This window comes from Sphaerotilus microaerophilus, assembly GCF_023734135.1.
Taxonomy (GTDB): Bacteria; Pseudomonadota; Gammaproteobacteria; order Burkholderiales; family Burkholderiaceae_C; genus Sphaerotilus; species Sphaerotilus microaerophilus.
Map to the genome: position 1 here is coordinate 571,933 of NZ_AP025730.1, position 13,388 is coordinate 585,320.

Annotated in this window: 6 protein-coding genes; 1 reads left to right on the top strand and 5 read right to left on the bottom strand. The window is 73.8% G+C overall.

The features are described from left to right. Positions 1–42 precede the first annotated feature (42 nt). Both NGK70_RS02630 and NGK70_RS02635 read right to left on the bottom strand, forming a co-directional pair. Positions 43–1,215, bottom strand: coding sequence for an HD-GYP domain-containing protein (locus tag NGK70_RS02630; RefSeq protein WP_310742573.1), 1,173 nt, complete (start codon positions 1,213–1,215; stop codon positions 43–45). Next, entirely contained in the window at positions 1,179–4,553 is a 3,375-nt protein-coding gene (locus NGK70_RS02635) for a hybrid sensor histidine kinase/response regulator (protein WP_251971832.1), read from the bottom strand. Before NGK70_RS02635 ends, NGK70_RS02630 begins: the two co-directional genes overlap by 37 nt. A gap of 262 nt (positions 4,554–4,815) precedes the next feature. On the opposite strand from NGK70_RS02635, the gene NGK70_RS02640 reads away from it, so the two are divergent. Beyond that, a complete protein-coding gene (locus tag NGK70_RS02640) occupies positions 4,816–6,066 on the top strand; it encodes a ProQ/FINO family protein (RefSeq protein ID WP_251971833.1) in 1,251 nt (416 codons plus the stop codon). Positions 6,067–6,166: 100 nt separating this feature from the next. On the opposite strand, the gene NGK70_RS02645 is transcribed toward NGK70_RS02640, so the two are convergent. The 3 genes from NGK70_RS02645 to NGK70_RS02655 are packed head-to-tail and all read right to left on the bottom strand — an operon-like array spanning position 6,167 to position 13,313. Beyond that, a complete protein-coding gene (locus tag NGK70_RS02645; RefSeq protein ID WP_251971834.1) occupies positions 6,167–10,447 on the bottom strand; it encodes a PAS domain-containing hybrid sensor histidine kinase/response regulator in 4,281 nt (1,426 codons plus the stop codon). After that, positions 10,440–11,372 (bottom strand): diguanylate cyclase domain-containing protein, encoded by a 933-nt coding sequence (locus NGK70_RS02650; protein WP_251971835.1) that lies wholly within the window; start codon positions 11,370–11,372, stop codon positions 10,440–10,442. The genes NGK70_RS02645 and NGK70_RS02650 overlap by 8 nt, the downstream gene beginning before the upstream one ends. 15 nt (positions 11,373–11,387) lie before the next feature. Beyond that, a complete protein-coding gene (locus tag NGK70_RS02655; protein WP_251971836.1) occupies positions 11,388–13,313 on the bottom strand; it encodes a response regulator in 1,926 nt (641 codons plus the stop codon). Positions 13,314–13,388: the final 75 nt, after the last annotated feature.

The following is a 13,388-nucleotide window of genomic DNA, read 5'->3' on the forward strand; positions in this document are numbered from 1 at the left end:
ATCGGTGGGATCGTCGAAGGTGGGGCGGGGCATCGCTGGGCGTCAGTCGCGCCAGGTGGCGGCGATGGACAGGAAGCGCTCCTGCTGCGCGAGCGCAGCGCGCACCACGTCGGGGTCGAAGTGGCGCCCGGCCTGGTCGCGGATGCGCTGGATGGCCTCGGCGTGCGGATAGGGCTCCTTGTAGGGGCGGCGGCTGATGAGCGCGTCATAGACGTCGGCCACCGCCATCAGCCGGGCCGACAACGGGATGGCGTTGCCGGCCAGCCGGTCGGGGTAGCCGGTGCCGTCCCAGCGCTCGTGGTGGTGGCGCGCGATCTGCATGGCGTAGCTCAGGAAGCCCTGTTCGCCCCCCATGCGCTGCGCGGCGCGGCGCAGCATCTCCCAGCCGTGTAGCGGGTGCTTGCGCATCTCGGTGAACTCGCCCTCGCTCAAGGGGCCCGGCTTGAGCAGGATGTGGTCGGGGATGGCGACCTTGCCGATGTCGTGCAGCGGCGCGGACTTGGCGATCAGCTCGATGGTGCTGGGGTCCAGTGGCTCAGTGCGCCCGGGCATGCACTCGGGGTTCTCGGCCAGGTACTCGGCCAGCGCGCGCACGTACTCCTGGGTGCGCTTGACGTGGTTGCCGGTGTCCTCGTCGCGGAACTCGGCCAGCGACACCATCACGAACAGTGTGGTGTCGCGCAGGCGCTCCACCTCCTCCAGCCGCTGGCGCAGCTGCAGCTCCAGGCCGGTGCTGCGCCGGCGCAGTGAGTCCTGCCAGGTCTTGAGCTGCAGGTGGGTGCGCACTCGGGCGCGCACGATCGGCGGGCTGATGGGCTTGTGGATGAAGTCGACCGCGCCGCACTCGAAGCCGCGTGTCTCGTCGTCGGGCTGGCTCATCGCGGTGACGAAGATCACCGGCACGTCGCGGGTGCGCGGGTCGCTCTTGAGGTGGCGGCACACGGCGTAGCCGTCCATCTCCGGCATCATCACGTCGAGCAGCACCAGGTCGGGGGGCTCGCGCTGGGCGAGGTCGAGGGCGCGGGCGCCGGAGTTGGCCAGCTTGACGCGGTACTCCTGGTGCAGCAGGCCGGCCATCAGGCTGAGGTTGGCCGGCGTGTCGTCCACCACCAGCAGGGTGGGCAGCGGCGGGCTCATCAGCGAGCCGGGGGCCGTCGCGTCGGCGGTGATCGGGTTCATCATCGAGCGGAAGCTGGCAGCGTGGGCGGGAGGCATTCGAGTGCCTGCTGGAAGTCGCAGCGCTGGATCGCATCGCCCAGGGCGCGGGCGGTTGGCGGCGGCAGGGCGGCGCAGAAGTCGTCACCACACTCGTGCCAGAGCACCAGGGCCAGGCTGTCGCTGCTCTCCAGCAGCTGGCGCAGGCGGGTCCAGCGTGCGGCGAGATCGTCGGTGGTAGACCCGGAGGCCGTGCCCGGGACGGTGCCCGGGGCGGACTCCGCACGGGCCATGGGGGGCAGCGAGCGCTCCAGTGGAGCGGGGGCGGTGAGCGGGGCCCGGGCATCGACCGGCAGTTCCATCGGCGCATGGGCGGCCAGGGCGGCCAGCACGGGCTGCAGTGCCGAGATCAGCGGCTCCAGCATCGCGGCCACCGCGGCCGGGTCGGGCGCGCCGCCATCGGTCTTGAACAGCGCGTCCATCGCCTCGGCGGCGGCGGCCACGTCGGCCATGCCGAGCTGGCGGCCCAGGCCCTTGAGCGTGTGGGCCTCGCGGCCCAGGTCGCCCAGCCGTCCGGCGGCCAGCTGGGCGCGCAGCCGGCTGCCGCGGCCGACCGTGTCGGCGTAGTGGGTGAGGAAATGCGCCAGGCTGCGCTGGGCCATCGCCAGGCTGCCGCACCAGCGGGCGGCGTCGGCCAGGTCGATGCCTGGCCAGGGCGATGCTGGGATGATGGTGGCGGCGAGGGCCGGGCGCTCGACCGGCATGGCGACCGGCATGGCCTGCGGCGCGGGAGCCTGCAGCGTGCCGGGGGCCGGGGTGCCGGCTGTGGCGGCGGGCGCTGCCGGCAGGTAGGCGCGCAGCGTCTCCACCAGCCCGGCCGGGTCGATCGGCTTGGCGATGTGGCCGCGCATGCCCAGGGCCAGGCAGCGCTCGCGCTCCTCGACCATGGCGTGTGCCGTCATGGCCAGCACGGGGAGCGTGCGCCACTCGGGGTGGTCGCGCATCGCACGGGTGGTTTCGTAGCCGTCGAGCACCGGCATCTGCAGGTCCATCAGCACCACGTCGTAGGCGCCGGCGCCGTGCTGCTTCAGGCGCTCCAGCGCCTCGCGGCCGTGTGCGGCCAGGTCGACCTGGGCGCCGGCCTGCGCCAGCAGCTCGCTGGCGAGCTGGCGGTTGACCGGGTTGTCCTCCACCAGCAGGGCGCGCAGGCCCTGCAGCGGGTGGCTGGCGCTGGCGGGTGCCTCGGCCGGGTGGCCGGGGGCGTCTGTCGCGGCGGGCAGCAGCGCGCGGCGCAGCGTCTCGGGCACGATGGGCTTGGGCAGGAAGCCGCTGGCACCCGCCTTCAGGGCGCTGGTGCGCAGGCTGTCCCAGCCGTAGGCCGAGATGACCATCACCCGCGTGGTGTCGCCCAGCTCGACGTGCAGGCGGCGCAGCACCTCGCCACCGTCGATGTCGGGCAGCACCCAGTCCAGCAGCAGCAGGTCAAAGGGCTGGCCCACGGCCGCGGCCTGGCTGGTGCGGGCCAATGCGGCCTGGCCGGTCGACACGGCCTCCAGCAGCCCGCCGGGCGCATCGCCCACCCCCAGCGCACGCAGTTGGCTGAGCAGGCTGGCACGCGTGGCGGGGTGGTCGTCCACCACCAGCACGCGCATGCCGGCCAGCTGGGCGGCGGTGTCCGACGGGGTGAGCGCGCTGGGCTCGATCAGCCGCACGGGCAGGGTGATCGCGAAGCGCGAGCCCTCGCCCGGCGTGCTGTCCACCTCGATGCGCCCTCCCATCAGCTCGGTGAGCCGGCGCGCGATCGTCAGGCCCAGCCCGGTGCCGCCGTAGCGGCGGGTGGTGGAGCCGTCGGCCTGGGTGAACTCCTGGAACAGGCGGGCGCGCTGCTCGGGCGTCAGGCCCACACCGGTGTCCTCGACGGTGAAGCGCAGCGTGGCGTGCCCGTCGTCCGCGTGCACGGTCTCCAGCAGTTCGACGCGCAGCTTGACGTGGCCGCGCTCGGTGAACTTCACGGCGTTGGACAGCAGGTTGGTCAGGATCTGTCCCAGGCGCAGCGGGTCGCCCCAGAAGCTCCCGGCCCGGCCGAGCAGCTCGGGCTGCGCGTACTCGCACAGCAGCTCGATGTCCTTGTCCTGCGCGCGTTCGCGCAGCAGCATCAGCGGGTTGTCGATCAGCTCCTCGACCCGGCAGTGCAGCGACTCGATGCCGAGCTTGCCGGCCTCGATCTTGGAGAAGTCCAGGATGTCGTTGAGGATGCCCAGCAGCATGGTGGCCGCGCGGTGCACCTTCTGCAGGTAGTCGCGCTGCTGGGCGTTCAGCTCGGTGCCCAGCGCCAGGTGCGTCATGCCGATGATGGCGTTCATCGGCGTGCGGATCTCGTGGCTCATGTTGGCCAGGAACATCGACTTGGCCTGCGTGGCGGCCTCGGCCTGGGCGCGTGCCTCCTCCACCTCGCGCTGGTTGCGGTCGCGCGCGGCGATGTCGTGCTCGATGGCCTCGGCCATGCGGTCCAGCGTGCTGCCCAGGGCACCGATCTCGGCCATGCGCTCGTGGCCGGCCTGGCCGCGGTGGCTGCGCGCCGTGTAGTCGCCCGCCGCGTAGCGCCGCGCGGTGTCCGCGAGCTGGTCGATTGGCCGCAGCAGGCGGCGCTGGATCAGCAGCAGGGCGGCCAGCACCAGCGCGACCATCAGCAGGTCCACCGCCTTGGCGGCGTCGACGAAATTGCGCATGCGGTCGCTGGTGCGCGTCACCTCCTGGGCGGTGCGCGTGTCGGTGAGGCGTTCGAGCGTGGCTACCGTGTCGGCCAGCCGGGCCTTGGCGGTCTCGTACTCGCGGCTGTGCACCAGGGCGCGGGCATAGTCGGGGGCCGGGGCCCGCTCGGAGGCGAAGCTGCGGTTGACGGTGTCGTACAGCCCCTGGGTGGCCGCGAAGGCGATCTGCTCCGTCTGCCGCAGGGCCTCGGTGGCCTCCAGCACGGCCTGCACGGCGCGCTGCTCGTCGGCACCGAAGTCCAGGCGCTGCACGCGCCGCTGCAGGGACTCGGGCTGGGCGCCCTGGGCGGGCTGGTAACTGGTGCGCCGGGCGACGACGTGCTCCCATGCCAGGGCGTTGTCCACCCCGGCGGGGGCGGGCTTCTCGCCGGCGCGCACGGCCAGGATGTCGTAGTACACCATCAGGTAGTGCGCATCGGCGGTGGCGGTGTAGGCCCGCACGAGCCGGCCGAGCAGCTCGATCTCGTGGCGCAGGCCGTCGACCAGCCGCAGGGCGGTGTCGCGCCGATCGTCGGCCTGGCGGCTGGCCTGGAAGGCGCCGCCGATCGCCAGCAGGAAAGCGAAGTTGACCGCCAGGGCGACCATCACCACCGCGGAGAAGCCGCGCGAGAGCGAGCGCAGTCTCATGGCTGGGCATTCCCGGGCGGGTGTGGCGCGGCGACGCGCGGGCGAAGGCAACAGCAGGGCGGGGGCATCGTGGTGTTCCAGCAGGGGTGGCCATGCCTGTGCAGGGGCAGCGGCTCAACGTCGTTTATCCGCCTGCCGCGGCTGGGCCGGTCGGCTGATGAGCACTGGGCGCAACGGCCAGTTCTGCGTGCCCATGCAGCGCGCCGCCCCGGCAGCGGGCACAATCCACGCCATCCGGCTGTCTTCCTTGCCGTTGCGCGACATGTCCCTGCCAGAAAACGAAACCGTTCCCCATCCCGACGAGGCCCTTTCTCCGGCCGCCACCATGACGGCCTGCGCCGTCGAGGCGCCCACCGAGGAGGTGGTCAGCTCCGAGGCAGATCCGTCGCCTGCAACCGCGTTGCCCCCCGAAGCCCCGCCCACCGAAGAGCCGCCTGCCAGCGCCTCGCCTGCCGAGCCGCTGAGCGTCGAGCCGCCGGCGGACGCGGCCGTGGATGCGGTGGAACAGGCGCAGGATCAGGCGCAGGAGCCCCCCGTGGCGCCGGTCGCCAGCCCGGCTGCCTGCGGCACCCGGCTGGGCGAGCTCTTCCCCGCGCTGTTCGGTGTGCCGCCCAAGCCGCTGAAGCTGCGCATCCAGGCCGACATCCAGGCGCGTGCGCCGGGGGTGTTCACCAAGGCGCTGCTGTCGGCCTTCCTGCACCGCTACACCACGGGCACGGCCTACCTGAACGCGCTCAGCCGTGCGACCGAGCGCTTTGACCTCGACGGCCAGCCGGCTGGCGAGCTCAGCGAGGAGCACCGTGCCGCGGCGGCCGAGGAGGTCAAGCGCCGCCGGGCGCTGCGCGACGAGCGCATCGCCAAGGAGCGTGAAGCCGCCCGGGAGGCGGCCCGTGCCGCCGAGCGCGAGGCGCGCCGACAGGCCAGCGAGGCGCGGCGTGCCGAGGAGGCCTCGCGCCGCGAGGCGGATCAGGCCCGCCACGAGGCCGAGGGCGCCCGCCGCGAGGAGGACGAGGCCCGCCGCGAGCGCGCCCGCCTGCTGCGCGACTACGAATCCACCCGCCTGACGCGGGCCAACTTCTGCGTGCTGCGCGGGGTGCCCGAGGCCCAGCTCGACGCCCAGCTCGAACAGGCCCGCCGCGAGGCGGTCGAGTGGGCGGCCCAGCGTGCCGCACGCGAGGCCAGCGGCGGCGGTGACAACCGGGATGCCCGTGACACCCGCGAAGCCCGTGGTCCCCGCGAGGGCCGCGAACCGCGTGAGGGTGGGCCGCGCCCGGCAGGGCCTCGGACGGGCGGGGCTGGTGCAAGCTTCCCGGATCGGCGCGGGCCGCGGCCTGCCGGGCCGGGCGCTGCAGCAGGTCGAGACGAGCGGCGCGGGCCCCGTCCCGGGCGCCAGGGCGACGATCGCCCCCGCCCGGCCGCCACCGATGCTCCCCGACGTGATGACGCCCAGCCGGCCCGCGGCGAGCCAGCCCAGCCTGGCCAGCCCGGCAAGCGACGCGATCCCCAGCGCTGACTCGCCAGCGCTGTGTTCCCAGCGCTGATGCCGCCCGCTTGGCAGTCAGGCTGTGCCGCTCGCTGCGGCACAGCGTGGCCTGTCAGCCCGCTGGTGGCGCTCAGCTGCTGACGTCGTTGCCCCCGCTCGCCCCCTCCTCCAGCACCTCCAGTGCCTGGCGGAACTGCAGCTCGTCCACCGCAGCGCGGGCGCGCCGGTAGCGCTCGGCGCCCCAGGCCCCGCGCAGGGCCGGGCTGAGGATCTGGAAGCGGTCGAGGGCGGCCAGGTCCTGGCGGCGCAGCAGCTCGGCCAGTTCGCGCAGGTCCTCGGTGTGCAGCGGCGGGGCGTTGGCCGGGCCGTCGGCTGGCGCCTCATCGTCCGGCTCGGCATGGCGGGCGAGGAACTCCGCGCTGGCGTCGCGCAGGCAGCGCAGACCGGTGGCCAGCGCCTGCAGGGCTGCGTCGAGGCCGGGGTCATCGCCGCTGCGCATCGCCTGTTCGGCGGCACCGGCCAGCCGCGCCACATCAACGGCACCCAGCATCCCCGCGCTGCCGCGCAGCTTGTGCAGCAGGGCCGGTAGGCGCTCTGGCTCGCTGGGCAGGCAGGCTCGCGGCTGGCCGGGCGGGCTGGATGGCAGGTCTGCCAGGACCGCGAAGTCGCGCAGCACCTGGCGCAGCAGGGTGGCGAAGAGCCGGGCGTCGGAGCCGAGCCGGGTCAGCAGGTCGGCCTGGTCGATGCCCTCGATCGGCGGTATCTGCGCGGCGTCGCGGCTCGCGCGGGGCTCCGTCAGCAGTCGCCGCGGCGAACGGCCAGCGCGCGCGGTCAGCGGCAGCGGGGACCCGCGCACCCGCTCGACGTGGCGGCGCAGCGTCAGCACCAGGGTGCGCGGGTCCAGCGGCTTGCCGATGAAGTCGTCCATGCCCTTGTCCAGCGCGTGCTGGCGCTCGGCGGTCAGCACCCCGGCGGTCAGGGCGATCACCGGCAGCTCCGTCAGGCCGAGGTCATGGCGGATGCGGCGCGTGGCCTCGTGGCCGTCCATCTGGGGCATCTGCACATCCATCAGCACGGCATCCCAGCCGGCGGGCGCGGCCCGCAGCCGCTCGATGGCGGCCTCGCCGCTGGTGCAGGTGGCGACCTGGGCGCCTTCGCGCGCGAGGATGCGCTCGGCCACCTCCAGGTTGATGGCGCTGTCGTCCACCACCAGCACACGCAGTCCGGCCAGCCAGCGTCCGGCGCCGGTCTCCAGCCGGCTGGCCTGCAGGACCCGGGCGGCGCAGCCTTCGCGGCGGGCAACCGCCTGGCTGACGGCGTTGAACAGGTCGGGCACCTCGGCCGGCAGGCGCAGCACCGCATCCACCACCCGGGCGGCGAGCGCCTCGTCGGCCAGCCCGGGCTCACTGCCGCAGACCACCACGGGCGGGCGCCACGCCGGATCCGCGCTGGCGTCCAGGGCTGCCAGCGTGGCCAGCTCCGGCGGCCCGGTGTGCCCCAGCGCAGCGGGCCACTCGATCAGCAGGGCGTCGGCCGCCACACCTTGGGTGGCGCGCACGTGCTGGCGGGCCACGGCGGCGGCGCCGTCGGCGAGCGCCTCGGCCTGCCAGCCCAGCGTGCGTGCCAGCTCCACGAGGGCTTGGCGCTGTGCGGCGTCCGCATGGCCGATCAGCAGGGTGAAACCGCGTGCGGAAATCGGCCCACTTGGCCCACCCGGCTCGCTGGCCGCGGTGCTGCCGGGCGCGGCCGGCTCCAGCGGCAGTTGCACCCAGAACGCACTGCCCTCGCCCAGGCGGCTGTGCATGCCGACCTCGCCGCCCATCATCTGTGCCAGGTGGCGCACGATGGACAGGCCCAGGCCGCTGCCACCGAAACGCCGGCTGGTGGAGGCGTCGGCCTGGACGAAGGGCTCGAACAGGCGCGCCTGGTCCTGCGCCGCGATGCCGATGCCAGTGTCGCGCACCGTGAAGCGCAGCAGCGGGCGGCCGGCATCGGGGCCGGTGCCGCCGTGACCCTGATCGTGGCCATGGTCGTCGACCGTGGCGGGCGCCACGTGGATCTCCACCCGGCCCTGCTCGGTGAACTTGATGGCGTTGCCGGTGAGGTTGATGAGGATCTGGCGCAGGCGCGCGGCGTCGCCCCGCACCCAGGCCGGCAGCGGCGTGGCGGTGTGCAACTCCAGCGTGAGCCGCTTGGCCACGGCCTGGGGGGTGAGCAGGGCGACCACCTCGTCGAGCAGGGCGCGCAGGTCGAAGGGCAGGTGCTCCAGCGTCATCTCGCCGGCCTCGATCTTGGCCAGGTCGAGCACCGCGTTGATGACGCCCAGCAGGCTGCGCCCGGCGATCTGGATCTTGGTCAGGCAGTCGCGCTGCTCGGCGTCCAGCCGGCTGCCTTCGAGCAGGTGCGACAGGCCGATCAGCGCGTTCAGCGGTGTGCGCATCTCATGGCTCATGGTGGCCAGGAAGGCGCTCTTGGCTGCGCTGGCGGCCTCGGCGGCGCGCTGGGCGGCGCGGGCTGCCTCGGCCTCGCGGCGGGCGGTGATGTCGGTGCGGATCGACACGTAGCGCTCGATGCGCCCCTGCTCGTCGAAGAAGGGGGCGATGATGCTGTCCACCCAGTACAGCGCGCCGTCCTTCGTGCGGTTGCAGATCTCGCCACGCCAGACCTGCCCAGCGGCGATGGTGCGCCACAGCCCGGCCCAGTGCCCCGCGTCGTGGGTGCCGGAGTTGACCACCCGGTGGGTCCGGCCGACCAGCTCCTCGCGCCGGTAGCCGCTGATGCGGCAAAAGTTGTCGTTGACGTCGGTGATTTGCCCGCGTGGATCGGTCACCGAATAGAGCGCGTGGCTCTGGATGGTGCCCAGCAGGGCCTGGTGCTCGCGCAGCGCGGCGGCCAGTTCGCTGGTGCGGGCGGCCACCTGGCGCTCCAGGGCGGCGGTGAACTGCTGCATCTGGCGCTCGGCGGACTTGCGCTCGCTGATGTCGCGGATGGTGCGACCGATGCCGACGATGTGCCCATCGGACGCGGTGATCGGCGCCACCGTCATCGACACCTCGATTTCGGAGCCGTCGCTGCGCAGCAATACCTCGTCCACCGGCGCCACCGGGTCGCCCTGCAGCACGAGTTCGCGGCGCTGCTGGTCGCTGCGGTGGCGGTCGGGTGGCAGCAGCAGTGGCGGGCACGGGCGGCCCAGGACCTCGGCGGCAGTGCGGCCGAAGATGCGCTCGGCTGCGCGGTTCCAGGCGGTGAGCCGACCGTCCAGCGCCTCGGCGATGATGGCGTCGCTGGAGTTTTCCAGCAGCGTGGTCATGCGTGCGCGGTGCGAGCGGATGAGCTGGACGCGGCTGCGGTTGACCAGGTGGGCGTACAGCAGCGCGGCCAGCAGCAGCGAGGTGAAGGCGCCGACGGCAAAGACGGTCTCCGGCCGGGTCTGGTTGAGCCGGGCCACGAAGGCCGGCGTGGCGTGCAGTTCGACCAGCCAGTCGCGCCCGAACACCGCGCGGTGCACGTGGCGCAGGCGTGCGGCATCGTGCGCCGGGGCGGTGCCCGCCGAGCGTGCACTGGTCACTGCTGGCATGGGCAGGGTCGGCGCATCGGCCGGGCCATAGAAACGCACCGGCGCCTCCGGGGCGCTGGTGTCGAACAGCCGCAGCGTGAACTCGCCGCTGCGCGGTTCGAACCCCGCGATCACTTCGTCCATCACCAGCGGCGTGTAGGCCCAGCCAAAGGTGGCGGCCTCGCGCGTGGCGTCGTTCGAGACCTCGTTCAGGGTTGCCGGGTCGCCACGGTAGATCGGCAGCAGGATCAGGAAGGCGTGCAGTGGCCGGCCGGTGGCCTGCACCAGCGTGATCGGCCCGGTGATCGCGGCCTGGCCGCTGTGCGCCGCACGGTCGGCCGCGGCGCGGCGCTGCGCCTCCGAGGCGATGTCCAGGCCCACTGCCTGGTCGTTGCGCTCCACCGGTTCGATGTACTGGATGACATAGCGCGGCCCCTCATGCGGTGCCAGGCTGTGTACCTCGAAACCGGGCCGGCCGTCGCGCCGCGCCGCGGCGGTGAACGCGGCCTCCTGCTCGCGCGGGACCCGGCGGATGAAGCCGAAGCCGCGGGCGCCGGGAAACTCGCGGTCGATGTCGCGCGAGGCGTGGTAGGCGCGGAAGCGCTCGTGCGTGATGCCATCGACGCCCACGGTGAGGATGGCGCCGCGCACGCCGCGCAGGCCGTACTCGAACCGGCGCACCCGTTCGACCAGCTGGTCGGCGCTGCGCTGCGCCAGGGTGTCCAGCTCCTCGGCCACCTGCTCGGCATTGAGGCGCTCCTGCTGGAGGGCCGCGAGTCCGGCGCACAGCACGCCCACGCCGAGCAGCCCGGCCGCCTGGCGCAGGCTGCGGCGCAGCTGCCGTGATTCAGGCATCGCCCGTGGTCGGGGCGACGACGCAGCGCGCGCGCCCCTCGCGCTTGGCCTGGTACAGGGCCTGATCGGCCGCGGCCACGAGCGCTGTCGATGGCATCGGCCGGCCCTCACCGGGGCTGTGGCGCCCCAGTACGGTGGCGATGCCCACGGACACGCTCACCTGCGCGCCCAGCGGCGAGGCCGGGTGGGGCAGGTGCAGCGCCTGCACGGCTGCGACCACGGCCTCGCCGACGTGGCGGGCGCCGGCGGCATCGGTGCGTGGCAGCAGCAGCGCAAACTCCTCGCCGCCATAGCGTGCCACCAGGTCGGCAGGGCGGCGCACCACCGTCTGGAGCGCCTCGGCGACGCGGCGCAAGCAGACGTCGCCTGCGGGGTGGCCGAAGTGGTCGTTGTAGGCCTTGAAGTGATCGATGTCGATCATTGCCAGCGACAGCGGCTCGGCCTGGCGCCAGGCGCGCTGCCCTTCGCGGTGCAGCCACTCGTCGAAGCAGCGCCGGTTGGCCACGCCGGTCAGCGCGTCGGTCAGCGCGGCGCGGCGCAGCTCATCGGTCAGCGCCTTCAGGCGCAGCTGGGTCTGCACGCGTGCCACCACCAGCGGTGCCTGGGGCGGCTTGCTGATGCAGTCCACCGCCCCGGCGGCGAGGCCGGCCAGCTCGGTCTGGGTGTCGCTGTGGCCGGTCACGAAGATCACGGGCACGTCGGCCAGGAGCGGGTCGGCCTTGAGGCGGGTGCAGACCTCGAAGCCATCCATGCCCGGCATGTCGGCATCGAGCAGCACCAGGTCGGGGGGGGACTCCTGCGCCAGCCGCAGCCCCTCGGCGCCGGAGAGGGCAAAGCGCAGCCGGCCCTGCTCGGCCAGCATGCGACCGAGCAGCTGGATGCTGGCGGGGTCGTCGTCGACGATCAGCAGCGACGCCTGGGTCATGGCCGTGCGGGTGGCTCAGTCCGGCAGTTGCAGGGCGGGCTCGGCCGCCTGCGCGCCCCAGCGCGGCAGGCGCACCTGGAAGGTGGGCGAGCCGCCAGGGGGGCCGGCATCGAGCTGCACCTCCGCGCCCAGGGCGGTGAGCAGGTGGTGGGTCACGGCCAGCCCGAGCGCGGTCCGGTCCATCGGGGCGGGGGGCACCTCGGTGCCGGGCAGGGGCCAGCGCAGACGCCGCAGCTGTGCGGGGCTCCAGTCCCAGCCGGCGGCGCTGAGGGCCAGGCACACCCGGTCGCCTTCGGTGGTCACGCGCAGCCGTGGCGCCCCTGCGTCGGCGGCCGTGCTGGCGCTGGAGAGCAGGCGCTGCAGGCAGCGTTGCAGCCGCGTCGGGTCGCTGGCCACCTGCGGCAGGTCGGCGGGCAGGTTGGTGAGGAGATCGGCCGGCAAGTCGCCGCGGGTGGGCGCAGGCCGGTCCGCGGCGACCCAGGCGGCGTGCAGGCAGCGGCCCAGATCCACCGCGGCGCACTGCACGGCGGGCAGCTCCGGCGCGAGGCCCAGCAGGTCGTCGATGTCGTGCAGCAGCAGGGCCTGGTGCTGTGCCGCCTCGCGCAGGGTCTCGGTGCTGGCGGGCCGGCCGGGCTGCGCCAGTGCCTCGGCGCCGTCGCGCGCCAGGGCCACGAGGCGCTGCAGGGTCAGCAGCTTGCTGGGCGCCTCGTCGTCCAGGTCCGTGGCCACGGTGGGCGGGGCGGTCTGCAGCAGCAGGCTGCGCAGTGGTTCGCCAGGGCCGTCGTGCATGCGGCAGGTGGCCAGCAGGTCCTGCCAATCGCCGTCCAGGCGGGTGAGGCGCCAGGGCTGCGCGATGCCGTCCGGCGTGGGTGGCCAGGTGGGCTGGGTGCCGGGCGGGCGGTCGAGGCGCTGCACCGCACGCCACAGCGCTTCGGCCGGTTGCCCGGGCCCCGCCTCGGCGCCCAGGCCCAGCAGGCGGCGTGCGGCGCCGTTGAGCCAGTCGACGTGGCCGGCGGTGTCGAGCAGCAGCAGCGCATCGGGCTGAGCCTCGGCGAGCGCCGCGAGCCGCCGCGCGGCGGGGGTGCTCGCTGCGGCGGCGGCGTCGGCCAGCGTGCCCGCCGGTGCCGCCGCGCTCGGGCGCAGCGCGTGCTGTACCCGGGCCTTGAGCACCGCCGGGCGGTAGGGCTTGCCGATGAAGTCCACCGCGCCCGCGTCCAGCGCCATCGCCTCGGTGATCGGGTCGTCCGATCGGGTGACGAAGATCACCGGTGTGGCAGCGAGTGCGGTATCGGCCTTCAGGCGCCGGCAGACTTCGAAGCCGTCCAGCCCCGGCAGCTGGGCGTCGAGCAAGATGATGTCCGGCCTGACCTGCGCGGCCAGGCGCAACGCCTCCTCGCCGCGGGTGGCGAAGTGGAACTGCACCGACAGGGCTTCCAGCGCATTGCGCAGCATCTTGATGGCCACCACATCGTCATCGACGATCAGCACCCGCAACGGGCGCGGCGGCGGCGGGGCCGGCGGCTGGGGCTGAGACTGTGGCTGCATGGTCGGGGCGGCCTGGCGGGCACGCAGCTGGGCATGCACCCGCGCCAGCAGCTGCGGTCCCTGCAGGGGCTTGGGGATGAAGTCGGCCGCGCCGAGTTCGAGCGCGGCCACCTGCTGCTCGTCGCCCGCATGGGCGGTCACGATGAGCACCGGCACCTGTGCCAGCGCCGAGGGCTCCTGGCGCAGGGCGCGGCACAGCTCCAGGCCGTTGCCGTCGGGCAGTTCGAGGTCGAGCAGGATCAGGTCGGGCGTGCGCTCGCGGGCCAGTTCGAGCGCCTGGGCCGCCGAGCGGGCAAAGCGGATCTGGGCCTCGTCGGACAACAGACACCACAGCACCTGGATCGTGGAGATGTCGTCGTCGACCAGGAGGATGTGGGGGCGGCGACTCGTGTCCATGGTGGTCTCCCGCTTGGCTGCGGCACATGCTAGCAGCTGATGCGATGTCCCCGTGCGAATGTGCCGGTTCCGGCG